Origin of the sequence: Escherichia sp. UTM R2 (assembly GCF_048593455.1) — a bacterium.
Lineage (GTDB): Bacteria > Pseudomonadota > Gammaproteobacteria > Enterobacterales > Enterobacteriaceae > Escherichia > Escherichia coli.
This window is the reverse complement of sequence record NZ_JBFWDY010000002.1, coordinates 2,006,304-2,030,701: the sequence shown is the minus strand read 5'-3', so window position 1 is coordinate 2,030,701 and position 24,398 is coordinate 2,006,304. Positions and strand designations below refer to the sequence as shown.

22 protein-coding genes and 1 pseudogene are annotated in these 24,398 nt (G+C 49.2%); 7 read left to right on the top strand and 16 right to left on the bottom strand.

The features are described 5' to 3' along the window. Positions 1-36: 36 nt before the first annotated feature. Positions 37-1,344, top strand: a complete 1,308-nt coding sequence (ynjE, locus tag AB4H76_RS10680; protein ID WP_077492238.1) for a thiosulfate sulfurtransferase YnjE — start codon at positions 37-39, stop codon at positions 1,342-1,344. Positions 1,345-1,352: 8 nt separating this feature from the next. On the opposite strand, the gene AB4H76_RS10675 is transcribed toward ynjE, so the two are convergent. Continuing rightward, a complete protein-coding gene (locus AB4H76_RS10675) occupies positions 1,353-1,973 on the bottom strand; it encodes a CDP-alcohol phosphatidyltransferase family protein (protein ID WP_072647163.1) in 621 nt (206 codons plus the stop codon). 86 nt (positions 1,974-2,059) lie between these two features. Between AB4H76_RS10675 and nudG the strand changes: the two genes are divergently transcribed. Continuing rightward, positions 2,060-2,467: a CTP pyrophosphohydrolase gene (gene nudG, locus AB4H76_RS10670; protein ID WP_000781888.1), complete on the top strand. Its 408-nt coding sequence runs from the start codon at positions 2,060-2,062 to the stop codon at positions 2,465-2,467. Here nudG and AB4H76_RS10665 read toward each other — a convergent pair. Next, the gene (locus AB4H76_RS10665) at positions 2,433-2,705 is read right to left on the bottom strand and encodes a YnjH family protein (protein WP_000085240.1); all 273 of its coding nucleotides are present in this window, start codon (positions 2,703-2,705) and stop codon (positions 2,433-2,435) included. The genes nudG and AB4H76_RS10665 overlap by 35 nt on opposite strands. Positions 2,706-2,940: 235 nt before the next feature. Between AB4H76_RS10665 and gdhA the strand changes: the two genes are divergently transcribed. Beyond that, positions 2,941-4,284 (top strand): NADP-specific glutamate dehydrogenase, encoded by a 1,344-nt coding sequence (gene gdhA / locus AB4H76_RS10660; protein ID WP_077491441.1) that lies wholly within the window; start codon positions 2,941-2,943, stop codon positions 4,282-4,284. A 116-nt stretch (positions 4,285-4,400) separates the two neighbouring features. Here the strand turns inward: gdhA and AB4H76_RS10655 are convergent. The 4 genes and pseudogenes from AB4H76_RS10655 to AB4H76_RS10640 form a co-directional block, all read right to left on the bottom strand. Then, a pseudogene (locus tag AB4H76_RS10655) lies at positions 4,401-5,440 on the bottom strand (DUF1266 domain-containing protein). A gap of 127 nt (positions 5,441-5,567) precedes the next feature. Further along, positions 5,568-7,529: a DNA topoisomerase III gene (gene topB / locus AB4H76_RS10650; protein WP_001235800.1), complete on the bottom strand. Its 1,962-nt coding sequence runs from the start codon at positions 7,527-7,529 to the stop codon at positions 5,568-5,570. Between the two features lie 4 nt (positions 7,530-7,533). After that, complete coding sequence (selD, locus tag AB4H76_RS10645) at positions 7,534-8,577, bottom strand: selenide, water dikinase SelD (protein WP_001295485.1); 1,044 nt, start codon at positions 8,575-8,577, stop codon at positions 7,534-7,536. 116 nt (positions 8,578-8,693) lie between these two features. Then, positions 8,694-9,245: an NAD(P)H nitroreductase gene (locus AB4H76_RS10640; RefSeq protein WP_000339283.1), complete on the bottom strand. Its 552-nt coding sequence runs from the start codon at positions 9,243-9,245 to the stop codon at positions 8,694-8,696. Positions 9,246-9,405: 160 nt separating this feature from the next. Between AB4H76_RS10640 and sppA the strand changes: the two genes are divergently transcribed. The 3 genes from sppA (at position 9,406) to pncA (ending at position 13,097) form a co-directional block, all read left to right on the top strand. Continuing rightward, positions 9,406-11,262, top strand: a complete 1,857-nt coding sequence (gene sppA, locus AB4H76_RS10635) for a signal peptide peptidase SppA (RefSeq protein ID WP_001259810.1) — start codon at positions 9,406-9,408, stop codon at positions 11,260-11,262. 166 nt (positions 11,263-11,428) lie between these two features. Beyond that, positions 11,429-12,445 carry an asparaginase gene (gene ansA / locus AB4H76_RS10630; protein WP_001170157.1) on the top strand — a complete coding sequence of 339 codons (1,017 nt, stop codon included), beginning with the start codon at positions 11,429-11,431 and terminating at the stop codon, positions 12,443-12,445. Positions 12,446-12,455: 10 nt separating this feature from the next. Further along, a complete protein-coding gene (gene pncA / locus AB4H76_RS10625) occupies positions 12,456-13,097 on the top strand; it encodes a bifunctional nicotinamidase/pyrazinamidase (RefSeq protein ID WP_001135066.1) in 642 nt (213 codons plus the stop codon). A gap of 92 nt (positions 13,098-13,189) precedes the next feature. Here the strand turns inward: pncA and AB4H76_RS10620 are convergent, their stop codons facing one another. From AB4H76_RS10620 to msrB, 10 genes are all read right to left on the bottom strand, one after another. Continuing rightward, on the bottom strand, positions 13,190-14,548 hold the full coding sequence (locus AB4H76_RS10620) for an MFS transporter (RefSeq protein WP_077491443.1): 1,359 nt from the start codon (positions 14,546-14,548) through the stop codon (positions 13,190-13,192). A gap of 117 nt (positions 14,549-14,665) precedes the next feature. After that, positions 14,666-15,424 carry a DeoR/GlpR family DNA-binding transcription regulator gene (locus AB4H76_RS10615; protein WP_000719088.1) on the bottom strand — a complete coding sequence of 253 codons (759 nt, stop codon included), beginning with the start codon at positions 15,422-15,424 and terminating at the stop codon, positions 14,666-14,668. 136 nt (positions 15,425-15,560) lie between these two features. Further along, positions 15,561-16,541: an NADH-dependent methylglyoxal reductase gene (ydjG, locus tag AB4H76_RS10610; protein ID WP_000723723.1), complete on the bottom strand. Its 981-nt coding sequence runs from the start codon at positions 16,539-16,541 to the stop codon at positions 15,561-15,563. Between the two features lie 9 nt (positions 16,542-16,550). Continuing rightward, positions 16,551-17,498, bottom strand: coding sequence for a sugar kinase (locus AB4H76_RS10605; protein ID WP_053900464.1), 948 nt, complete (start codon positions 17,496-17,498; stop codon positions 16,551-16,553). Positions 17,499-17,502: 4 nt separating this feature from the next. After that, positions 17,503-18,339, bottom strand: a complete 837-nt coding sequence (locus AB4H76_RS10600; protein WP_077491445.1) for a ketose-bisphosphate aldolase — start codon at positions 18,337-18,339, stop codon at positions 17,503-17,505. A gap of 20 nt (positions 18,340-18,359) precedes the next feature. Beyond that, a complete protein-coding gene (locus tag AB4H76_RS10595; RefSeq protein WP_121689831.1) occupies positions 18,360-19,403 on the bottom strand; it encodes an NAD(P)-dependent alcohol dehydrogenase in 1,044 nt (347 codons plus the stop codon). A 16-nt stretch (positions 19,404-19,419) separates the two neighbouring features. Then, positions 19,420-20,799, bottom strand: coding sequence for an MFS transporter (locus AB4H76_RS10590; RefSeq protein WP_000435295.1), 1,380 nt, complete (start codon positions 20,797-20,799; stop codon positions 19,420-19,422). Positions 20,800-20,825: 26 nt separating this feature from the next. After that, positions 20,826-21,902: a zinc-binding dehydrogenase gene (locus AB4H76_RS10585; RefSeq protein WP_000645221.1), complete on the bottom strand. Its 1,077-nt coding sequence runs from the start codon at positions 21,900-21,902 to the stop codon at positions 20,826-20,828. A 369-nt stretch (positions 21,903-22,271) separates the two neighbouring features. Continuing rightward, complete coding sequence (locus AB4H76_RS10580) at positions 22,272-22,544, bottom strand: YeaC family protein (protein ID WP_001300415.1); 273 nt, start codon at positions 22,542-22,544, stop codon at positions 22,272-22,274. A gap of 41 nt (positions 22,545-22,585) precedes the next feature. After that, on the bottom strand, positions 22,586-22,999 hold the full coding sequence (gene msrB / locus AB4H76_RS10575) for a peptide-methionine (R)-S-oxide reductase MsrB (RefSeq protein ID WP_001284618.1): 414 nt from the start codon (positions 22,997-22,999) through the stop codon (positions 22,586-22,588). Between the two features lie 341 nt (positions 23,000-23,340). On the opposite strand from msrB, the gene gapA reads away from it, so the two are divergent. Further along, positions 23,341-24,336: a glyceraldehyde-3-phosphate dehydrogenase gene (gene gapA / locus AB4H76_RS10570; RefSeq protein WP_000153502.1), complete on the top strand. Its 996-nt coding sequence runs from the start codon at positions 23,341-23,343 to the stop codon at positions 24,334-24,336. The last annotated feature ends 62 nt before the right edge of the window (positions 24,337-24,398 follow it).

Here is a 24,398-nt window from a genome sequence, read left to right as displayed (position 1 = left end):
AATGGCGCACTCAAAACTACAATGTCGGGATTTTCGATGAAACGTGTTTCTCAAATGACCGCGCTGGCAATGGCTTTAGGGCTGGCTTGCGCTTCTTCGTGGGCCGCTGAACTGGCGAAGCCTCTTACACTTGACCAGCTTCAACAACAAAATGGCAAAGCGATAGATACTCGCCCCAGCGCGTTTTATAACGGCTGGCCACAAACCTTAAATGGCCCTTCTGGTCATGAACCTGCCGCCTTAAACCTCTCTGCCAGCTGGCTTGACAAAATGAGCACCGAACAGCTCAACGCGTGGATCAAGCAACATAACCTGAAAACCGATGCTCCGGTGGCGCTGTACGGTAATGACAAAGATGTCGACGCCGTCAAAACGCGACTGCAAAAAGCAGGTTTAACGCATATCTCCATCCTGAGTGACGCGCTAAGCGAACCTTCCCGTCTGCAAAAACTGCCGCATTTTGAGCAGCTGGTTTATCCGCAATGGCTGCACGACCTGCAACAAGGTAAAGAGGTTACGGCGAAACCTGCCGGTGACTGGAAAGTCATTGAAGCGGCCTGGGGCGCTCCTAAGCTTTACCTTATCAGCCATATTCCCGGTGCTGACTACATCGATACCAACGAAGTGGAAAGCGAACCGCTGTGGAACAAAGTTTCTGATGAACAACTAAAAGCGATGCTGGCAAAACACGGCATTCGCCATGACACCACGGTCATTCTGTACGGGCGTGACGTATACGCTGGAGCGCGTGTGGCGCAAATTATGCTCTACGCAGGCGTGAAAGATGTGCGTCTGCTGGATGGCGGCTGGCAAACCTGGTCCGACGCGGGACTGCCTGTTGAGCGAGGAACGCCACCGAAAGTGAAAGCGGAACCGGATTTCGGCGTGAAGATCCCGGCACAACCGCAGTTGATGCTCGATATGGAACAGGCCCGTGGACTGCTGCATCGCCAGGATGCATCGCTGGTGAGCATTCGTTCGTGGCCAGAATTTATCGGTACGACCAGCGGTTACAGCTATATTAAACCAAAAGGTGAAATAGCCGGAGCACGTTGGGGACACGCTGGTAGCGACTCGACGCATATGGAAGATTTTCATAACCCGGATGGCACCATGCGCAGCGCCGATGATATTACCGCTATGTGGAAAGCGTGGAATATCAAACCAGAGCAGCAAGTTTCATTCTACTGCGGCACCGGCTGGCGCGCGTCCGAAACCTTTATGTACGCACGCGCCATGGGTTGGAAGAATGTTTCCGTGTATGACGGCGGCTGGTACGAATGGAGCAGCGATCCAAAAAATCCGGTAGCAACCGGTGAACGCGGCCCGGACAGTAGCAAATAACATTGCAATTACTGACGCTGGAGCGACTTCAGCGTCAGATACCCACTCCACACCCGCGTAAAGGTCGTCATCCAGCACAACGCACCAAATACCCACGCAAACCACGGAAAACAGGTCGGAAAGAGGCAACTCAGAACAAACAGCAAAATCGTCTCGCTGCCTTCGGTTAACCCGCCCAGATAATAAAACGATTTATGCGCATAACCGGGATTATCAATCTGATGTTTCGCCGCCAGCGCAGCAAAAGCGAGAAAACTGCTACCCGTGCCGATAAACGCAAACAGCAGCCAGCCGCCTGCCAGGGCGTTTTGCTGCGGTGCGGCGAGGATAAACCCAAAAGGCACCAGCGCGTAAAAAAGAAAATCGAGAGAAATATCAAGAAAGCCGCCCGCGTCGGTAAGCTCTCTGCGCCGCGCCAGCGCACCGTCCAGACCATCAAGCAGCCTGTTCAACAAAATGACGACTAGCGCCGCCAGATACCAGCCCAGCGCCAGAAACGGCAGAGCCAGCACGCCGATGGCAAATCCCACTAATGTTAAACCATCTGGCGTAATGCCCGGTTTATCAAGAACCCGCACGCACTGATGCAACAACGGTTTAATCCGGGGATGAAGATGGCGGTCTAGCACAGGCACTCCTTAAATATAAAGCCTTTCTGATTGAGCAACAGTGCGGATATTATGGCATTTTTCGCTTATCTGCCCGTGTGTAATTTATGAAAATGATTGAAGTTGTTGCCGCCATCATTGAACGTGATGGCAAAATTTTACTCGCGCAACGCCCCGCCCAGAGCGATCAGGCGGGATTATGGGAGTTTGCCGGTGGTAAAGTCGAGCCGGATGAAAGTCAGCGGCAGGCGCTGGTGCGTGAGTTACGCGAAGAACTGGGCATCGAAGCAACTGTGGGTGAATATGTTGCCAGCCATCAGCGAGAAGTTTCGGGGCGGATTATCCATCTTCATGCCTGGCACGTACCCGACTTCCACGGGACGTTACAGGCACATGAACATCAGGCGCTGGTCTGGTGCTCACCTGAAGAGGCGCTGCAATATCCGCTGGCCCCTGCTGACATTCCATTATTAGAGGCGTTTATGGCTTTACGCGCCGCCAGACCAGCGGATTAGTGCTAAGGGTTTTGTCATCACGCTGGCATTGCAGCAGTATTCCTTCGGCTTTAATTACCGCCCCTTCAGAATAATTTTGATCCTGATAAACGCAGCACTGAGTACAGGGCTGCGCTGACTGCCCGCCTGAACTGAACACTTCTGGCGGTACGTTTACCTCCACGTCCGGACGATAATGCGGGTTAGCCAGTGCAATTAATGGAAATGCTAATACTACGGCGAACAATGCTCGACTCACAGGGAACTCCTTAACGTTATTGTCTCTGCTACTGATAACGGTAGCCGGGTGGCAAAACTTTAGCGTCTGAGTTATCGCATTTGGTTATGAGATTACTCTCGTTATTAATTTGCTTTCCTGGGTCATTTTTTTCTTGCTTACCGTCACATTCTTGATGGTATAGTCGAAAACTGCAAAAGCACATGACATAAACAACATAAGCACAATCGTATTAATATATAAGGGTTTTATATCTATGGATCAGACATATTCTCTGGAGTCATTCCTCAACCATGTCCAAAAGCGCGACCCGAATCAAACCGAGTTCGCGCAAGCCGTTCGTGAAGTAATGACCACACTCTGGCCTTTTCTTGAACAAAATCCAAAATATCGCCAGATGTCATTACTGGAGCGTCTGGTTGAACCGGAGCGCGTGATCCAGTTTCGCGTGGTATGGGTTGATGATCGCAACCAGATACAGGTCAACCGTGCATGGCGTGTGCAGTTCAGCTCTGCCATCGGCCCGTACAAAGGCGGTATGCGCTTCCATCCGTCAGTTAACCTTTCCATTCTCAAATTCCTCGGCTTTGAACAAACCTTCAAAAATGCCCTGACTACCCTGCCGATGGGCGGTGGTAAAGGCGGCAGCGATTTCGATCCGAAAGGAAAAAGCGAAGGTGAAGTGATGCGTTTTTGCCAGGCGCTGATGACCGAGCTTTATCGTCATCTGGGCGCGGATACCGACGTTCCGGCAGGTGATATCGGGGTTGGTGGTCGTGAAGTCGGCTTTATGGCGGGGATGATGAAAAAGCTCTCCAACAATACCGCCTGCGTCTTCACCGGTAAGGGCCTTTCATTTGGCGGCAGTCTTATTCGCCCGGAAGCTACCGGCTACGGTCTGGTTTATTTCACAGAAGCAATGCTAAAACGCCACGGTATGGGTTTTGAAGGGATGCGCGTTTCCGTTTCTGGCTCCGGCAACGTCGCCCAGTACGCTATCGAAAAAGCGATGGAATTTGGTGCTCGTGTGATCACTGCGTCAGACTCCAGCGGCACTGTAGTTGATGAAAGCGGATTCACGAAAGAGAAACTGGCACGTCTTATCGAAATCAAAGCCAGCCGCGATGGTCGAGTGGCAGATTACGCCAAAGAATTTGGTCTGGTCTATCTCGAAGGCCAACAGCCGTGGTCTGTACCGGTTGATATCGCCCTGCCTTGCGCCACCCAGAACGAACTGGATGTTGACGCCGCGCATCAGCTTATCGCCAATGGCGTTAAAGCCGTCGCCGAAGGGGCAAATATGCCGACCACCATCGAAGCGACTGAACTGTTCCAGCAGGCAGGCCTACTGTTTGCACCGGGTAAAGCGGCTAATGCTGGCGGTGTAGCAACGTCAGGCCTTGAAATGGCGCAAAACGCTGCGCGCCTGGGCTGGAAAGCCGAGAAAGTTGACGCACGTTTGCATCACATCATGCTGGATATCCACCATGCCTGTGTTGAGCATGGTGGTGAAGGTGAGCAAACCAACTACGTGCAGGGCGCGAACATTGCCGGTTTTGTGAAGGTTGCCGATGCGATGCTGGCGCAGGGTGTGATTTAAGTTGTAAATGCCTGATGGCGCTACGCTTATCAGGCCTACAAATGGGCACAATTCATTGCAGTTACGCTCTAATGTAGGCCGGGCAAGCGCAGCGCCCCCGGCAAAATTTCAGGCGTTTATGAGTATTTAACGGATGATGCTCCCCACGGAACATTTCTTATGGGCCAACGGCATTTCTTACTGTAGTGCTCCCAAAACTGCTTGTCGTAACGATAACACGCTTCAAGTTCAGCATCCGTTAACTTTCTGCGATAGCAGCAGATATGCCAGTAAAGAAATCCCATTTGACTATTTTTTTGATAATCTTCTTCGCTTTCGAACAACTCGTGCGCCTTTCGAGAAGCAAGCATTATATAATGCCAGGCCAGTTCTTCTTCAATTGTCCCGTTTTGAAAAGCTGTGCTTGATATCGAGATCATCCATGATAATTCCGCCGCCCATATTAGCTTCGCCGAGGATTTACCGGAGCTATGATTAGCGCAATCAGAGATATAGTCTGAGGGAAAAACAGCAAATTTATTCAACAAGGCGATAACCTGCTCTGGGGCTTCCTCCATGTTTGCTTTAAAGGTATTGGCTCCATGGTCGCCAGAAAGAAAATGCTCCATTAAGGCACAATAACTTTCGCTATCTTCGATACCCCATTGATCCTCTAAAGACTCGCGTCTTTTACTTATGATATCGATCGAGTCAAAAGGAAGCACATGATATTGGAAGGTATCTTTGCCAGGTTCAGGCTTTCGCGGCCAGAACTCCAGCGTTTCAGACCATTGCTTATGATAGAATCGATAAGGTGCGATCAATTGTAGCGCCTGTAACTTCTCGATACTGAGCGGCTCAATACCTTTAGCCTGATAATAATGCAGTTGTTCTTTTTTTGCTTTAAAACCGGCCGAACAATAAGCCCCATCATAATTAATAGATAAAGAAAAGAGCATCCCGCGGTAATCAGGCCTCTTTCATTCAAACCGTTGGATGTTATCGCTGCGAACACAAACATTACAGCGACAACACATGTTAAATAAAACCCCCACTTACAAAGCAGCATGGCCTTATTTTCTTTAATCATCCGTTCAAAATTACTATTAAATATTTCCCAGCCATTAAAAGAATACTTCTCGCTCCCAGGATGGTTTTGTAATAAAACTTTTTTCATCACATTCCCTGTTATTACATACTTTAGAGGCGATAATTTTATCCATGCAAAAAAAATATCCAACGAATTTTCTTGATCCGCTGGATATTTCAGAATATGACTCGAATAGCACGAAAGATTCACTCGCTTACGCTATCGCCCCGCTTCCGACTTCATCTGCTGGCGGACTTTTTTTCGCACTACGTTTACGCGGTGCAGCCTTTTTCTTATCAGCACTGCCACCACTGCCCGGAGCCACAATGCCGCGAAACTGCCGCACCGGCGTACGTTTGGCTTGATCAATAAGCTGATATAGCGTCCCCACCAGCGGCTGCATAAAGTCCTGATAGCGACACTGCTTTTCGCTGATTTGCGTCAGCACCGATTCCCAGTGCGCGGTCATGTCCGGTCGCGTCGCCATCTCCGGCAGCGAATGGAATAGCGCTTTTCCGGCGTCGGTGGAGTGGATATAGCGCCCTTTTTTGGTCAGGAAACCACGCTTGAACAACAGTTCAATAATCCCGGCACGCGTTGCCTCTGTCCCCAGACCATCGGTCGCACGGAGGATCTTTTTCAGATCTTTATCCTGCACAAAGCGCGCGATCCCGGTCATCGCCGAAAGCAGTGTTGCATCGGTAAAATGGCGCGGCGGCTGGGTTTGCCGCTCTACCACTTCACCTTTTTCACACAGCAACTCATCGCCTTTCGCCACCACAGGCAGTGGCGTGCCGTCGTTTTCTTCATCGCGCTCTTTGCTGCCTAACAGCGTGCGCCAGCCTGCTTCAGCAAGAAAACGCGCTTTAGCGACAAATTTGCCTTTGGCAATGTCCAGTTCGATAACACACTTGCGGAACACCGCATCCGGGCAGAATTGCATCAGATACTGACGGGCAATCAGGTTATAGACCTTCGCTTCGTTCTCCGTCAGGTTGATCGCAGAACTCCGTGCGGTCGGAATGATGGCGTGGTGCGCATCGACCTTTTTGTCATCCCAACAGCGGTTGCGTATATCTGGATCTACCACTGGCTGCGGCAACAGATCCGGTGCATGAACACTGATGGCATTCATCACCGCGTGGCGTCCGGCAAAATGTTCTTCTGGCAAATAGCGACAATCAGAACGCGGATAAGTGATTAGCTTGTGCGTTTCGTACAGTTTCTGGCAGATATCAAGCACGTTCTGCGCACTCAGACCAAAACGTTTTGCCGCTTCAATCTGCAACGCTGAAAGCGAAAAAGGCAGCGGCGCGGATTCTGATTCCCGTTTATCGTTATAGCTGGTGACAATAGCCGGTTGACCACTAATGCGGTTAACCACATGCTCCGCCAGTGGACGATGTAACAAGCGCCCTTCTTCATCCTGGTACGGTTCACACGCTTCGCTCGGTTGCCAGATAGCGGTAAACCGCTCATCGGCAGGTGTCACGATATGTGCTTTGACTTCAAAGAAGTCTTTCGCCACGAAGTTTTCAATCTCTTCATCGCGGCGCACCACCAGCCCAAGCACGGGCGTCTGCACGCGTCCCACGGAAAGTACGCCCTGATAACCGGCATTGCGACCGAGAATGGTATACGCACGGGTCATATTGATGCCGTACAGCCAGTCGGCACGCGCTCGCGCCAGCGCAGAAACGCACAGCGGTACAAACTCACTGTTGGAACGAAGACGGTCGATCGCCCGCTCAACCGCCTGCGGGTTCAGGTCGTTTATCAAGCAACGCTGTACCTGCTGGCGCTTTTCCGGTGCCAGTTGCAGATAGTCCAGCACTTCATCCACCAGCAATTGCCCTTCACGATCCGGGTCCCCGGCGTGAACGATTTCGCTGGCTTCATGCAGGAACCGTTTGATGACGTTAAGTTGTTTGGTCACGGAGGGTCGGGGCTGTAATTGCCACTTTTCCGGGACAATCGGCAAATCCGCAAGATTCCAGCGCGCATAGCGGCTGTCGTAGGCGTCTGGCTGCGCCTGCTCAAGCAGGTGACCGATACACCAGGTCACCACCTGACCATTACCGCACTCGATAAAGCCATCGCCTTTCCGGTGCGGTTTGGGCAGGACATCAGCAATGGCGCGCGCCAGACTCGGTTTTTCGGCAATAAACAACCGCATTGAATTAACGAATCTCAACCATGGCACGACCGCCGCGCGCTGGCACCAGTTCGCCAATTGCCGTCAGTTCAATGCCAAACTCGGCGGCTGTAGCTTTGACCTCATTTTCTGCTTCCGGCATGACCGCCAGCAGCAAACCGCCAGAAGTTTGCGGATCACACAGCAGATCGCGCACTTCACGCGGCATTTCACCCATCAGATGACCGTAGCTGGCAAAGTTACGTTCAGTGCCGCCAGGTACTGCGCCCAACTTAATGTACTCTTCAACACCGGGGAGTTTCGGGATCGCTTCATAGTCGACGCGTGCCTGCACACCAGCCCCCTGACACATTTCGCTCAAGTGGCCCAGCAGACCAAAGCCCGTAACGTCGGTCATCGCTTTTACGCCTTCGATGTTGGCAAAGGACGCGCCTGCGATGTTCATCCGGCACATCACTTCCGTCGCCAGTCCCTGATGTTCTGGTTTCAACAGTGATTTTTTCTCAGCCGTGGTAAGAACGCCGATCCCCAGCGGTTTCGTCAGGAACAGTTTGCATCCGGCTTGTGCGGTACTGTTTTTCTTCACCCGCTCGGTCGGTACGATCCCCGTTACCGCCAGACCAAAAATCGGCTCCGGCGCATCGATGGAGTGACCGCCAGCCAGCGCAATACCCGCCTGACGACATGCATAGCGTCCACCTTCGGTCACTTCGCGGGCAATTTCTGGGGAAAGTTTGTTAATCGGCCAGCCGAGGATCGCAATCGCCATAATCGGTTTGCCCCCCATCGCGAAGATATCGCTGATGGCGTTAGTCGCCGCAATGCGGCCAAAATCGAAAGGATTATCAACGATCGGCATAAAGAAGTCGGTGGTACTGATAACGCTGGTGCCATTGCCCAGATCGTACACCGCCGCATCGTCGCGGGTTTCATTACCCACAAGCAAATTCGGATCAACAAACTTCGCCTGCTCACTATGCAGGATGGTTTCCAACACTTTTGGGGAAATTTTACAGCCGCAACCAGCTCCGTGGCTGTATTGGGTCAAACGAATCGAGTTCTCGCTCATGGACATCTCCTGTCAATGCAATCCGGGTATGGTAACCCTCATTCCGTGAAGTGATAAGTGAGAGTGTCTGAATTCCTGCGCCTTTGCTCACAATCCAGACAGTTTCGCGACAATTATCAGAAATAAGTTACAAACGGCGTCGGGTCCGGGACGTTAATCGACGTAGATGCTTTCAGCTGCGGCGTACCGAGGTAGAGAAAACCGACAATTTTATCCTGCTCACGGCAACCGAATGCTTCACGCACTACCGGACTTTCAGTTAATGCGCCACTGCGCCAGATGCCGCCAAACCCCTGGGCAACTGCTGCCATTTGCATCGCCATGACCGCGCATCCGGCAGACATTTCCTGTTCCCAGCGCGGGACTTTATGATTCTCTTCGCATTTCGCCACCACCGTGATGATGAGCGGTGCGCGGAACGGCGCATTACGGGCTTTGTCGATAGCTTTGTCATCACTACCGGCAGCAATCGCCCCCTGTTCCAGTACGGCGCTGAAACGCTCGCGCCCTTCCCCTTCAATCACAAAAAAATGCCACGGTTGCATGGACTTATGGTCCGGCGCACGCATACCCGCACGCAAGATGTTTTGCAGTTGTTCACCCGTTGGCGCGGGTTCAGCCAAGCGGGAGGCGCTACGGCGATTGATCAATAGTTCGAGTGCATCCATTTGATTAACTCCTGTCGTGATATTTATTCACAAAATTAACACGAGAGTGGATTTTGTTACAGCACAGTCCGCAATTCCTGCTGACAAGTACCGGTTGGGTCATTACGATAACCACATCTATTGCGCCTGTGACAGGTGTGACCTTAAGTTGGGAGAATACATGCGAACCCTTTGGCGATTTATTGCCGGATTTTTTAAATGGACGTGGCGTCTGCTGAATTTCGTCCGTGAAATGGTACTTAACCTGTTCTTTATTTTCCTCGTACTGGTTGGTGTGGGGATTTGGATGCAGGTCAGTGGTGGTGATTCGAAAGAAACGGCCAGTCGTGGCGCACTGCTGCTGGACATTTCTGGTGTGATCGTCGATAAACCCGACAGTTCTCAGCGGTTTAGTAAATTAAGCCGCCAGCTGCTTGGTGCCAGTTCCGATCGTCTGCAGGAAAACTCACTGTTTGATATCGTCAACACTATTCGCCAGGCGAAGGACGACCGCAATATCACCGGTATTGTGATGGATCTGAAAAACTTCGCAGGCGGCGACCAACCGTCTATGCAGTACATCGGCAAAGCTCTGAAAGAGTTTCGTGACAGCGGGAAACCGGTTTATGCCGTTGGCGAGAACTACAGCCAGGGGCAATATTATCTCGCCAGTTTCGCCAATAAAATTTGGCTGTCACCGCAAGGCGTGGTGGATTTGCACGGTTTTGCTACCAACGGTCTGTACTACAAATCGTTGCTGGATAAGCTGAAAGTTTCCACCCATGTGTTCCGCGTGGGTACGTATAAATCTGCCGTTGAACCGTTTATTCGTGATGACATGTCACCGGCAGCCCGCGAAGCTGACAGCCGCTGGATTGGTGAGCTGTGGCAAAACTATCTGAATACTGTTGCCGCTAACCGGCAGATCCCTGCTGAGCAGGTATTCCCTGGCGCGCAAGGGTTGCTTGAGGGTTTAACCAAAACCGGTGGCGATACCGCGAAATATGCACTGGAAAACAAGCTGGTCGATGCACTGGCATCGAGTGCGGAAATCGAAAAAGCACTGACCAAAGAGTTCGGCTGGAGTAAGACTGATAAAAATTATCGCGCCATCAGTTATTACGATTACGCATTGAAAACGCCGGCAGATACCGGTGACAGCATCGGTGTCGTCTTCGCTAATGGCGCAATTATGGATGGCGAGGAAACTCAGGGGAATGTTGGCGGTGATACCACTGCGGCACAAATCCGCGACGCTCGCCTTGACCCGAAAGTGAAAGCGATTGTCCTGCGTGTTAATAGCCCAGGCGGCAGCGTTACCGCGTCTGAAGTGATTCGCGCTGAACTGGCAGCAGCCCGGGCAGCGGGTAAGCCTGTGGTTGTATCGATGGGCGGCATGGCGGCATCTGGTGGTTACTGGATTTCCACGCCAGCTAATTACATTGTGGCTAACCCCAGCACCCTGACCGGTTCTATCGGTATCTTCGGCGTGATCACCACCGTAGAAAATAGTCTGGATTCGATTGGTGTTCATACTGATGGTGTCTCAACTTCACCGCTGGCGGATGTTTCTATCACCAGGGCACTGCCGCCGGAAGCGCAGCTGATGATGCAGTTAAGCATTGAGAATGGCTATAAACGCTTTATCACGCTGGTTGCTGATGCGCGTCATTCGACGCCGGAGCAGATTGATAAAATTGCCCAGGGCCACGTCTGGACCGGTCAGGATGCAAAAGCTAACGGGCTGGTCGATAGTCTCGGGGATTTCGATGATGCGGTCGCCAAAGCAGCAGAGCTGGCAAAAGTGAAACAGTGGCATCTGGAATATTACGTTGATGAACCGACCTTCTTCGACAAAGTGATGGACAACATGTCTGGTTCTGTCCGGGCAATGTTGCCAGATGCGTTCCAGGCCATGTTACCTGCACCGCTGGCCTCGGTAGCCTCTACCGTTAAAAGTGAAAGTGACAAGCTGGCCGCGTTTAATGACCCACAAAACCGTTATGCGTTTTGCCTGACCTGCGCCAACATGCGTTAAGTCTTGTACTGAGTGGCCGACAGATCGTCGGCCACATTATTTTTTACGTCGACGAATCCTCTTCCCGCTGTTTCGCCCCATATTTCCTTATCCGCATAGTATCAGGTGCGCTCCCCCTGCCTCACGTATATACTTTTGCTCTTTCGATATCATTCATATCAATATCATGCAAAAGAAATCAATTTACGTTGCCTACACGGGCGGGACCATCGGGATGCAGCGTTCCGAGCAGGGTTATATACCGGTGTCAGGTCATCTACAACGCCAACTGGCGCTGATGCCGGAATTCCATCGCCCGGAGATGCCAGATTTCACCATTCATGAATATACGCCGCTGATGGATTCTTCAGATATGACGCCGGAAGACTGGCAGCATATTGCTGAAGATATTAAAGCGCACTATGACGACTATGATGGTTTTGTCATTCTGCACGGCACCGACACGATGGCGTATACCGCCTCTGCGCTGTCGTTCATGCTCGAGAATCTCGGTAAACCGGTCATTGTGACAGGGTCACAAATCCCGCTGGCTGAGTTACGCTCTGACGGACAAATTAATCTGCTGAATGCGTTGTACGTTGCGGCGAATTATCCGATCAACGAAGTAACGCTCTTTTTCAATAACCGATTGTATCGCGGCAACCGCACTACCAAAGCCCATGCCGATGGTTTTGATGCGTTTGCCTCTCCAAACCTTCCTCCGTTACTGGAAGCAGGTATCCATATTCGTCGTTTAAATACGCCACCCGCCCCGCACGGTGAAGGGGAATTAATCGTTCATCCAATCACCCCACAACCAATTGGCGTAGTGACGATTTATCCAGGGATTTCTGCTGACGTCGTGCGCAATTTTCTGCGCCAACCGGTGAAAGCATTGATTTTGCGCTCCTATGGCGTGGGTAATGCGCCACAAAACAAAGCCTTCCTGCAGGAATTACATGAAGCCAGCGATCGCGGTATTGTGGTGGTCAACCTGACACAATGTATGTCCGGTAAAGTGAACATGGGTGGTTATGCCACCGGTAACGCCCTCGCCCATGCCGGCGTTATTGGCGGTGCAGATATGACTGTAGAAGCCACGCTAACCAAACTGCATTACCTGCTGAGCCAGGAACTGGATACTGAAACCATTCGCAAGGCCATGAGCCAAAACCTGCGCGGCGAACTGACGCCGGATGATTAAGGAGACTGCAATGCCCCCTCGCGCCCTGTTACTGGTCGATTTACAAAATGATTTCTGTGCTGGTGGCGCGCTCGCCGTGCCGGAAGGTGACAGTACGGTGGATGTCGCTAACCGCCTGATTGACTGGTGCCAGTCGCGCGGTGAAGCGGTTATCGCCAGTCAGGACTGGCACCCGGCGAATCACGGCAGTTTTGCCAGTCAGCACGGTGTAGAGCCTTATACGCCAGGCCAACTCGACGGTTTGCCACAAACCTTCTGGCCAGATCACTGTGTGCAGAACAGTGAAGGCGCACAATTACATCCGTTACTGCACCAAAAAGCGATCGCAGCGGTGTTCCATAAAGGCGAAAATCCTTTAGTTGACAGTTACAGTGCCTTTTTTGATAACGGCCGTCGGCAGAAAACCTCTCTCGATGACTGGTTACGCGATCATGAAATCGATGAATTGATCGTTATGGGCCTGGCTACTGACTATTGCGTGAAGTTTACCGTGCTGGACGCGTTACAGTTAGGTTATAAGGTAAACGTGATTACCGATGGTTGTCGTGGCGTGAATATCCAGCCACAGGACAGTGCGCACGCGTTTATGGAGATGTCAGCTGCTGGGGCAACGCTATATACGCTGGCAGACTGGGAAGAGACACAGGGGTAATTTTACGCTGGCCTACAATTCTGTACTGGCATTGTAGGCCAAATAAAACACGTCAGTGGCACATCTGGCAATTGATGCCATCAACGAAAGATTTAATTCACCTCAGAAATCTCTTCCAACGACACCTTCCGCGTTTCGATGCCAAAAATGGAGAGAACCAGCGCACAGAGCAATAACATGACACCAAGTACTATAAACACCGTGATCGACCCATAATGTGTTAATAATGCCGCAACGCCATAGGGCGTGAAGACTGCGACGATCCGTCCGACGGCATTAACGAAACCCGAACCGCGCAGGCGTAAATGCGTTGGCCAAAGCTCCGGGATATAAACCGCCGACGCGAAGCAAACATACATGTATAAAAAGAAGATCATCACCAGGCCATAGATTAAAATCGCCCACTCTGTAGTCTGAATTGAATAGATATAGCCTAACACGGCAATAATAATAAGTAAGGTGGAGCCAAATAACCGACGAGGAAAATGATCAATAATTAATGCCGCAATAAATATTCCTACCGGAGCGCCAATCATAATAACAGCGGTCATTAATATTGATTTATCGACATCAATGCCGGAGTTAACAAATATGGTCGGTATCCATACGGTGATGGTATAAAGCGAAATGTTCATTGCAATTAAAACAGTAATCGCGACTAATGTACGTCGTAACATTTCACCTTTAAACAGGAGCCAGAAAGTACCCTTGATTACTTTAACTTTGCTGTTGCTCTGATACGAAGTAAGCGGGGGTAAACGAATACTCTTCTCTCTTTCAATTTGCTGCTCTACTTCACGAAGTTGGCATTCTGCACCTGCGATTTGCCCTTTCCCTGCCAGCCATCGTGGCGACTCAATAAAGTATTTACCTGAGAGAAGCCAGGCTAACAGTATGCCAATACCACCCAACAGAAACATTATCCGCCAACTAAAAAAAGCGATAACCACCACACCTATCGCCGCAGACAGCATGGGCGACCAGTTACCAACAAATGAGAGCCGCGCGGACCATTTTCCACGCACCGTCGCGGGGATAAACTCCGTAAATGAGGCATAGCCAACCATAATCAGCGCCCCCATTCCTGTTCCCATCAGGAAGCGAAAGAAGATGAGCCAGTACATATCAGGGACAAAAGCGGCCCCTGTTGCAGCAATACCGACGATGAGAAGATTTATGCGAAACGCCCTGCGCCGCCCAAAGTAATCACCGATGAACCCACCGGTAAGAGAGCCGATGAAATAACCAAACATTAATGCCGAGGTAAAGGCGGCATTGAGGAAATTATTTGACCATCCACTGCTTACCAGCTTTGCTAAGACAACATTACCGGAGTAACTCAAAAAACCCGTTAATAACAGACTAAAGCTTATTATACCAAATATACGATAATGAAACCGGGCCAAAGGCAAGCGGTCCAGTCTTGCGCCAATTTGATCATATTGTTCCATTGGGTGCCTCGGATTTGCTAAAAAAGGTAGCAATTGCGGCAAATTCACTTGCCGCATCTTTATCATCATTTTATTTCAAGGCGCAGGAACAAATAATATTGACAACGTGTGCTTAAATTACCACACCAGCTGGATATTATTGTCTTTGCAAAATGCTATCCACTCTGCACCCGGTGATTTATCAGTTATTATGTAATTAATATGACTAAAATCAGCTAACTGGACAAAAGCTTTGCGATCAAACTTAGAGTGATCAACCAATAACGCAACTTCTGTCGCCTGACGGATCATTGTCTTTTTGATTTCAGCTTCCGCTTCATTAGAGTCCAGCGCGCCGCTGTTAATATCAAGACCTTTACAACTCATTACCATGATATCGACATGATAGCGGCTGATGATCTCTTTAGTAATTCTTCCTTGCAGTGAAAGTGTATTTTTGTTTAGTTCCCCACCCGTTGAAACGACTTTAATTTCTGACTGAGCCAGAACATGAATCGCTTCCGCCGAGTTGGTTAGCAACGTCAGGTCACTACGGTCCTGTAACAATTTGAGCAATTCCATTACGGTACTACTGGAATCGGCTGCCATGGTGGTTTTATTGTCGATAAAGGGTAGTGCCTTGCGTGCAATAAGCTGCTTCTCTTCATAAAACGATGAAGCGCGCTTATAAAAATGGATATTCTCCGTCAACATCGCTGTATTTAAAACAGCACCACCATAGGTTCTGGTCAAAAAGCCTTCATCTTCCAGCTTCTCAAGATCGCGGCGAATGGTTTCTTCGGTTACCTGAAAAATCCCACTCAAATTTGAGACTGTCACTTTTTTATCGTTGGCAACCATTTGCTTAATTGCCTGAATCCTGTCTTTTGCCGCCACGATTACACCCCTGTATCTTTTTACATCACATTAGCGCGATTATCGCATAAACGATGTTTACTTTCAAAACAACCTGTTTGAATCACAGATTTTCATCACAGTTTTCACAGAAACAGAGGTGAATCGTGTTGAGTATTTAACGCTCCAGGGCCTCTGCCATTTCCCTCATCAATGTTGCGTCTGCATCCGATAAGTTGATAATCAGTGCCGCGACATTTTCGCGTACCTGTTCCGGTGCAGTAGCCCCACTAAGAATGGAGATTAAATCACTCTGTTTTAATATCCACGCCAGTGCCAGAGTGGGAATTGTGCACTGATAACGAGCACAAAGTGGCTGCCACTGTTCAAGCATATCAATCACTTTCAGCATGTTTTCACGCTGGAACCAGACTTTATTTGCCCGAGCGCCGCCCGGAACGTAATCACGAGTGATGGTGCCGGTCAACAATCCCTGCTCTAGCGGGGAATAAACCTGAACCACAATGCCATTATCACGACATAGCGGCAGCAGTTCGTTTTCCATTGCCCGGTCGAGGATACTGTATTTCGCCTGAATAATATCCAGTTCACCATATTGCAGATACTCGCGGATATGGTCAGCATCGACGTTAGCAGCGCCTATAGCGCGAATTTTCCCTTCAGCCTTCAACTCATTAAGCACTGCGACAGTTTCAGCGATCGGCGTAAAAAATGGCGGCACCGACTGCCAGTGCGTCATGTAGATATCGATGTAATCAATACCCAGACGTTGCAAGCTGGCTTCTACCTCTTCGCGGATAGATTCCGGGGAAAGGTTTTTATACAACTGCCGATCGCCAACTTTGTTGAATAAACTTCCTTTTCGTTCCCAGACAATGCCGCATTTGGTTTCTACTACAACCTGTTCACGGGGCAGTTTTTTTAACGCCTGACCGACGATAACTTCACTATTGCCAAAGTTATATCCTGGCGCAGTATCAATCAGATTAATGCCGCAACGATGGGCTTCAAGAATCGTATCAATACATATTTGCCGATCGAGATCGCCATTCCATGCAGGACCGCCGCCAATGGCCCATGTCCCCAACCCCATTCGCGAAAGCGTAATATCCGTTGTGCCTAAAGGTATCTTTTTCATTTGCCTTCATTATCCTTCGTATTCTTCCAGCAATTGTTCGACCAGCTTTCTGTTTTTTACGCCGGTGGTGGCACCGACGCTTAGAACCGAGATAGCCGCCGTTGCATTGGCAAAGCGTGCGCATTCACGCAGATTTTTGCCTTCTAACAGTGCCGCAATAAAACCTGAAGCAAAGTTATCGCCCGCGCCAATGGTGTCGATGGCGGTTATTCCTGCTACCGCCGGCACCTTCATCGTCATGTCACCACGCTTGATAAAGCAGCCGTCTTTACCCGTTTTAATCACCACCGTTTTTACGCCGCACGCAAGAAAGCAGTCAGCAATTTCATCCAATGTCTCTTTCCCGGTGAGTAATTTTGCCTCGGCATAATTAGGAAACAGATAATCGACATAACTCAATGCTTCGCAAATATCATCCAGCGTTTCATTCAACCGCGGTTTGATCATATTGGCACAGATAATCATCTGCCGGGTTTTAGCTTGCGTAAAAATTTCTGTTAGCGCTTTACCATCCAATAGAGGACTGTTGAAAATACTGGCCAGAGATAATAATTTCGCCTGAGAAAACCGCGAAAAATCAACATCGTCAATATTCAATTTCCACAGACTGCCGTTACGGTTTGTGACAAACGTCCGCTCGCCATCCTCCGTCACCAGTCCAACGTTAATAGAGGTATCTATGCTGACGTCCTGCTTCAGGCTTTGAATATCAATATTCTCTTTGCGGCAATGGTCGAGAATAAACTGTCCTGCGGCATCTTTACCAATACGGCTCATTAATGCTGTACGATGGCCCAGACGAGAAATAATTGTTGCTTCATTTATTGCATCACCCCCGGTGGTCATTGCGATTCTTTCAAGAGGATAAGAATCCACATCAAAGATATTTTTACTGACCGGTTGCAATGGAATATCAACAATAGCGGCACCTATACAAATAACGTCGAGATTATCCATATCATTATTCCGCTTTGCCATCAGAACCGAACAGTTTAATTTTTTCCAATGCCCGTTCTTTTACAGCTTTACGTACTTCACGTTCTAAATGCAGGAAAGGCTGATCCTGGTTTTCTTTCACTGCGACCATTGCGGCCTGACAGAGCTCCGTATGAATGTTGATTTTCGCGATACCCAACGAAATTGCAGTTTTAATGTCGGCATCACTGATCCCCGATGCACCGTGCAAAACCAGCGGAACAGAAACGGCATCGCGTACGCGTTTGACGACCTCAAAGTTCAATTGTGGCTCTGACGTATAAACCCCATGCTGGTTGCCGATGGCGACAGCCAATGAGTCACAGCCCGTACGTTCAACAAATTCAGCCGCCTGGTCAGGATCGGTATAGTGATAGCCCTCCAGCGCTTCCTCATAAACGGTTTCATTACCGACATGCCCTAATTCCGCCTCTACCGGAATACCCAGCGGATGGAAGAAATCGACAGCCTCTTTGGTTAAACGAATATTTTCTTCGAAATCAAATGCAGAAGCATCACGCATTAATGAATTCATACCATGAGTCCAGGCGTTATGAATAATCTCCATACTCCGACCATGATCCCAATGAGTTATTACCGGCACAGTTGCTTTTCGTGCCATTGATACCATCATGTGAGAGAAATCTTCAAATGAGGTGTTGCCGACAAAACCTGTACCAAAAGAAATAATAACCGGTGATTTCGCTTCTTCGGCTGCGTCGATAACGCCCATCAACATTTCTGCATTCCATACGTTAAAATGGGCAATTGCATAATGTTTATTTGTGGCATCGTTTTCCCAATATCTGATATCTGCGAGCATATTCTGTTCTCCCGTATTAATTAATCGCTAATTTTAATAACGCCTTTAATAATGTCGCGTTTGTTGTTAACTGACTCTTCAAATGCCTGTTGTACATCCCGATAATCGTAAATATGCGTCACCATCGATTTCACATCGAATCGCCCTGAAGAAATAGCTTCAATCGTGACCGGATAACGATTGGCATAGCGGAATACCGTCTGGATAGTGACTTCGCGATTGATTTTGAGGAAATTGATTGCCGAATCGCCCGGTACAGTACCAACAATCATAATTTTACCGCCGCGCATTACCAGATAAGGTGCCTGTTTAATGGTGACCGCAGAACCCGCTGTTTCGAAAACAATATCTGCGCCCATGTCTTCGGTAAATTGCTGACAGCGTGAAATAGTGTCTTCTTTTGTGCCGTTAATAACCACTGTCGCACCAAGTTGTTCCGCCATTATCAGACGTTTTTCCAGCACATCAACGACGGCAATTTCCGTTGCGCCCAGGCATTTGCACGCTTGCAACGTCATCAAACCAATACAACCTGCTACCAGAATAATTATCTTCTTACCCGGTTTAACATCTGCCAGCATCGCGGCATGCATCCCGACTGCGGCAGGCTCCACCAGCGCCCCTTCCATCGTGTCCATATTGTCTGGCAGTTTGTAAGTAAAGCTCTCCGGATGACACAGATAGTGCGTTAATGCGCCGCGGTAGTTGGGTTGTGTCGCCATAAAATCAACGTCCGGGCAGATGTTATATTTGCCTTCCAGACAGTAACGACAGTGACCGCAAGGAACGCCAGGTTCGATATTTACCCGATCCCCCTGTTTAAATTTGCACACGCTGCTTCCCACAGCCACAACCGTCCCGGCGCATTCATGACCCAGGCCAATTTCTTGATTTGGGTCTTTAGGCGGAATAAACGGGCCTGATTTAAAACCATGTACATCTGAACCACAAATACCGACATATTCTACTTTAATCAAAACTTCATCTTCTTTAGGCACTGGTATTTCTGCTGAAATAATTTTCATTGTGCCCGGCACCTGCAATATTGCTTTTGAATTTTTCATTTTGAATCCACCCGTATTATTTATTGGCTACTGCATCAATACTTAAACTTTCAACGGAGACACCTTTGGTTTCAATTCCAATGGTGGCGATAGCAATTGCGACAACAATTGAAACAGCCCCCAGAAGAATAAAGACTCCCGTTACGCCATAACTACTGAGCAGCACTGCAACGGCATAAGGTGCGGCAATACCACTGATTCGCCCTACCGCATTCGCCAGACCGGAGCCACGGAGTTTGGCCTCTGTCGGCCAGATTTCAGGGACATACACTGCCGAGGCATAGCAAACGTACATATAGACGAAAGTAATCAGGAAGAAACCAATCAACGTTATGAGCAACATACTGGTTTGCAGTGAATAGATATATCCGAGCACCGCAATCAGGATTAATAGCCCCACACCCATTGTTTTACGCGGAATTTTATCCATCACCAGCATGGCAATAAAAATACCAAATGGCGCGCCAAACATACTCATGGTATTTAAAACAATCGAGTCTTTTAAATTAATCCCCTGGGTCATGAATATTGTTGGCAACCAGTTAATTAGTGTGTACTGCACAACGTTCATGGCAATCAGCACACAAGAGCCTAATATCACGCGTTTCAGTAATACTCCTGTCAGTAAGGCTGAATACGGCACCGCTTGTGGCGCTTTACCGTCATCAGCAATAACCACAGGCGGCAAAGGTTTACCCGTCTGGCGTATGACGCCTTCTTCTATACTCCGCATGACTTTCTCGGCTTCTTGATACCGTCCGCGCGATTCCAGCCAGCGCGGGGATTCAGGAAAGTAGCGCCAGGCCAGCGCCGTAGCGATAAGCGACAATATTGCAGGGATAAGCAGTTGTACCCGCCAGTTCCACTCTGCACTAATCAGCGGCGTGAGTCCCATCGCAATCAATGAACAGAGCGGATATGACCAGTTGCCAATAAAGGAAACCCGACTGGACCACGTTCCGCGATTTCTACCGGGCATATATTCGGTGAAACCAGCAAACAGTGTAACCAGTAAAGCTCCCAGCCCAACTCCCATCACAAAACGGCAGGCAATAAGAAAATCCATATTCGGTGAGAAAGCACCGACAACCATCGAGGCAATATGAATGGCCTCATAGAGGATGAACGCATTTCTGCGACCGGTTTTGTCGCCAATGATGCCGCCCACCAGCGCACCGAGAAACATTCCGGCGGTCGTGATTGCTGAGAATGTGGCTGTGGTGGAATTATCTGTCCAGCCCAACGCTTTCAGCTGCGCGAGGATCAAGCCACCAACGGCATTACTCCAGCAGACAAGCAAGCCAAACGCGACGATGGCAAACATTGATGAATGCCAGCGGCAATCCGGTAAGCGATCCAGCCGTGCACCACAATGCGGTTTTGTTATCTGTTCCATGCGATAACGTTCCTTCAGGAGAGTGGTTATTCATCAAAGTCGTAAGTCATGATCACTTTGATTGCGGTTTTATCGACCATCGCATCAAACCCTTCGCGCCATTGCGACAGGCCGATACGATGCGTAATCATCGGTTTGACTTTGATAGCGCCGCTGGCTAAGAGCCTGATAGCGTTACGCCATGAGGTGGAGTCATAGGCCATATGCCCAATGATGCTTTTGTTCCAGGCGGTAATGTCATTAATCGAGAAATCAAGAGGTTTGAAGCCCATTCCAACGCGTACCACTTCCCCGTTCGGGCGGAGCATTTCGATGGCTTGTTTCAGTGCGATATTGGCACCGGAGCATTCAATCACCAGTCCCAGATTGTCTTTGCCACAAATTTGCTGGCAGCGCGCCACCACATCTTCGGTAGAACCATTTACTACTGCCGTCGCCCCCAGTTCTTTTGCAACCGGGAAGCGGACCGCCACATCTTCTTGCAGACCAACGACGACGATATTTACCGCCCCCATAATTCGCGCCATTTGTACGGAGAACAGCCCGAGTGGGCCAGTGCCGATGACGACCACATCCTGACCAGGAAGGAATTTCGATTGCTGCGCGATGGATTTGTAGGCATTACAGATAGGGTCAAGTACGGCTGCGTCCTCATAATCAACACCATCAGGGATTTCCCACAACGCATGACGATGAATTTTGAGAATTTCACCAGGAACCAGACAATATTTGGAAAAACCACCGCCCCAGGTATTATTATCCAGACCAAGGTTTACTTTTTCTGTACAACACAGAAAATCACCTTGTTCACAGGCCGGACAAACACCGCAAACGTGACCGCTGTTATCCGATACGACGCGTTGCCCCACTTTCCAGTCTTTGACTTTTTCACCAACCTGCGCAATACAACCTGCGAACTCATGGCCGCGGATAGAGTTAAACTCATCAGAACCGCTATCGACATTGTAGTGCTTCATGTCTGCGCCGCAGATTGCCGCGGCTTTAATTTCAATCACTACATCTTCCGGGCCACACATGGGTTGTGGGACATCAATCATCTTGTAGCCGCCAAAGGCCTTGCCAAACCGAGCCAGTGCTTTCATTGCGTCATCCTCTGTGTTTAGTTTTGCTTAGATGGCCATCATACTTACCCACATGATTTTTGAGGTCAACATTAAATCTGCAAAACACAGATAATGATCTGCGTTTTACAACTCAGATCACAATTACGCAGAAAATGGCTGGGTCTGTTACAGGTTGATGGAAGGCGGGGCGCAAAAAGAGCAAATTCGAGAGGGATTACCGGCCAAATAGGTCTGAGACTTAAGTTCAGGAGAAGTCATTCAGGTGTGAACGGGACGGCAAGAGATCGGACTGGGACTTAGCCAGGTCATGGCGAGATAATTGAGATGAGTCGTGGGGTCATTGTTGGCTATCCCCTTCATAGCCGAGGCAAAAAGGGGATGAACCACTTACTTAAACATGGCAATAGGCTTTGCTGAGATACCAAAATCTTCTTTTAACTGCTGTTTGCTCTTCATGACCATCTGACCATTTGTGTCAATTGTCATATGCTGTGCTTCGATATTATGGCGGGCTTGCCACAGCATCACCAGTTGCAGGCAGTTCTCTTTTTGTTCCTCGGTCAACGCAACGCCATCAGGCCATTTCCCCAGTTCAACGGCGGTCGACAAACGCTGGTATACCTCAGGCATCATGCTGTTGATAATGTCATCAAGATTCATAATTTTTCCGCTCCTGTGGAATAAGTTGCTGAATCGTTTTTTCAACCGTTGATTTCTTCGCCGTTTTCGCCATCGGTAAAGCGTAAAGAGGCAGAGTTAACACAATAACGTTCGCCCGTTGGCTGCGGCCCGTCGGGGAAGACATGCCCCAGATGGGCATCACAGTTACCGCAACGAATTTCTATGCGCTGCATTCCATGTGACAAGTCTTTGATATAACGAATGGATTCTTCACTTACCGGTTCGTAGAAACTGGGCCAGCCACAGCCGGAATCATACTTTGTTTGGGAATGAAACAGCGGGGCATCGCAGATCAAACAGTGATATACGCCGTCACGCTTGTTATGCAGTAAACGACCCGTAAATGGCGGCTCTGTCCCATGATTCTGCGTCACGTAAAACTGCATCTCGGACAAATTTTTTTTCAGTTCTTCTGCCGAAGGTTTATTAGCCATTTGCTCACATCTCACTTTAATCGTGCTCACATTACGTGACTGATTCTAACAAAACATTAACACCAACTGGCAAAATTTTGTCCTAAACTTGATCTCGACGAAATGGCTGCACCTAAATCGTGATGAAAATCACATTTTTATCGTAATTGCCCTTTAAAATTCGGGGCGCCGACCCCATGTGGTCTCAAGCCCAAAGGAAGAGTGAGGCGAGTCAGTCGCGTAATGCTTAGGCACAGGATTGATTTGTCGCAATGATTGACACGATTCCGCTTGACGCTGCGTAAGGTTTTTGTAATTTTACAGGCAACCTTTTATTCACTAACAAATAGCTGGTGGAATATATGACTATCAAAGTAGGTATCAACGGTTTTGGCCGTATCGGTCGCATTGTTTTCCGTGCTGCTCAGAAACGTTCTGACATCGAGATCGTTGCAATCAACGACCTGTTAGACGCTGATTACATGGCATACATGCTGAAATATGACTCCACTCACGGCCGTTTCGACGGTACCGTTGAAGTGAAAGACGGTCATCTGATCGTTAACGGTAAAAAAATCCGTGTTACCGCTGAACGTGATCCGGCTAACCTGAAATGGGACGAAGTTGGTGTTGACGTTGTCGCTGAAGCAACTGGTCTGTTCCTGACTGACGAAACTGCTCGTAAACACATCACCGCTGGTGCGAAGAAAGTGGTTATGACTGGTCCGTCTAAAGACAACACTCCGATGTTCGTTAAAGGCGCTAACTTCGACAAATATGCTGGCCAGGACATCGTTTCCAACGCTTCCTGCACCACCAACTGCCTGGCTCCGCTGGCTAAAGTTATCAACGATAACTTCGGCATCATCGAAGGTCTGATGACCACCGTTCACGCTACTACCGCTACTCAGAAAACCGTTGATGGCCCGTCTCACAAAGACTGGCGCGGCGGCCGCGGCGCTTCCCAGAACATCATCCCGTCCTCTACCGGTGCTGCTAAAGCTGTAGGTAAAGTACTGCCAGAACTGAATGGCAAACTGACTGGTATGGCGTTCCGCGTTCCGACCCCGAACGTATCTGTAGTTGACCTGACCGTTCGTCTGGAAAAAGCTGCAACTTACGAGCAGATCAAAGCTGCCGTTAAAGCTGCTGCTGAAGGCGAAATGAAAGGCGTTCTGGGCTACACCGAAGATGACGTAGTATCTACCGATTTCAACGGCGAAGTTTGCACTTCCGTGTTCGATGCTAAAGCTGGTATCGCTCTGAACGACAACTTCGTGAAACTGGTATCCTGGTACGACAACGAAACCGGTTACTCCAACAAAGTTCTGGACCTGATCGCTCACATCTCCAAATAAGTTGAGATGACACTGTGATCTAAAAAGAGCGACTTCGGTCGCTCTTTTTTTTACCTGATAAA

Coding starts and splice junctions, on each gene's coding strand:
- AB4H76_RS10580 (WP_001300415.1), bottom strand. CDS start 22,544: ATGAATCTTGATGACATTATCAACAGCATGATGCCTGAGGTATACCAG.
- AB4H76_RS10605 (WP_053900464.1), bottom strand. CDS start 17,498: ATGGATAATCTCGACGTTATTTGTATAGGTGCCGCTATTGTTGATATT.
- pncA (WP_001135066.1), top strand. CDS start 12,456: ATGCCCCCTCGCGCCCTGTTACTGGTCGATTTACAAAATGATTTCTGT.
- AB4H76_RS10590 (WP_000435295.1), bottom strand. CDS start 20,799: ATGGAACAGATAACAAAACCGCATTGTGGTGCACGGCTGGATCGCTTA.
- ansA (WP_001170157.1), top strand. CDS start 11,429: ATGCAAAAGAAATCAATTTACGTTGCCTACACGGGCGGGACCATCGGG.
- selD (WP_001295485.1), bottom strand. CDS start 8,577: ATGAGCGAGAACTCGATTCGTTTGACCCAATACAGCCACGGAGCTGGT.
- nudG (WP_000781888.1), top strand. CDS start 2,060: ATGAAAATGATTGAAGTTGTTGCCGCCATCATTGAACGTGATGGCAAA.
- AB4H76_RS10620 (WP_077491443.1), bottom strand. CDS start 14,548: ATGGAACAATATGATCAAATTGGCGCAAGACTGGACCGCTTGCCTTTG.
- AB4H76_RS10640 (WP_000339283.1), bottom strand. CDS start 9,245: ATGGATGCACTCGAACTATTGATCAATCGCCGTAGCGCCTCCCGCTTG.
- sppA (WP_001259810.1), top strand. CDS start 9,406: ATGCGAACCCTTTGGCGATTTATTGCCGGATTTTTTAAATGGACGTGG.
- msrB (WP_001284618.1), bottom strand. CDS start 22,999: ATGGCTAATAAACCTTCGGCAGAAGAACTGAAAAAAAATTTGTCCGAG.
- AB4H76_RS10585 (WP_000645221.1), bottom strand. CDS start 21,902: ATGAAAGCACTGGCTCGGTTTGGCAAGGCCTTTGGCGGCTACAAGATG.
- AB4H76_RS10595 (WP_121689831.1), bottom strand. CDS start 19,403: ATGAAAAATTCAAAAGCAATATTGCAGGTGCCGGGCACAATGAAAATT.
- AB4H76_RS10600 (WP_077491445.1), bottom strand. CDS start 18,339: ATGCTCGCAGATATCAGATATTGGGAAAACGATGCCACAAATAAACAT.
- gapA (WP_000153502.1), top strand. CDS start 23,341: ATGACTATCAAAGTAGGTATCAACGGTTTTGGCCGTATCGGTCGCATT.
- gdhA (WP_077491441.1), top strand. CDS start 2,941: ATGGATCAGACATATTCTCTGGAGTCATTCCTCAACCATGTCCAAAAG.
- ynjE (WP_077492238.1), top strand. CDS start 37: ATGAAACGTGTTTCTCAAATGACCGCGCTGGCAATGGCTTTAGGGCTG.
- ydjG (WP_000723723.1), bottom strand. CDS start 16,541: ATGAAAAAGATACCTTTAGGCACAACGGATATTACGCTTTCGCGAATG.
- topB (WP_001235800.1), bottom strand. CDS start 7,529: ATGCGGTTGTTTATTGCCGAAAAACCGAGTCTGGCGCGCGCCATTGCT.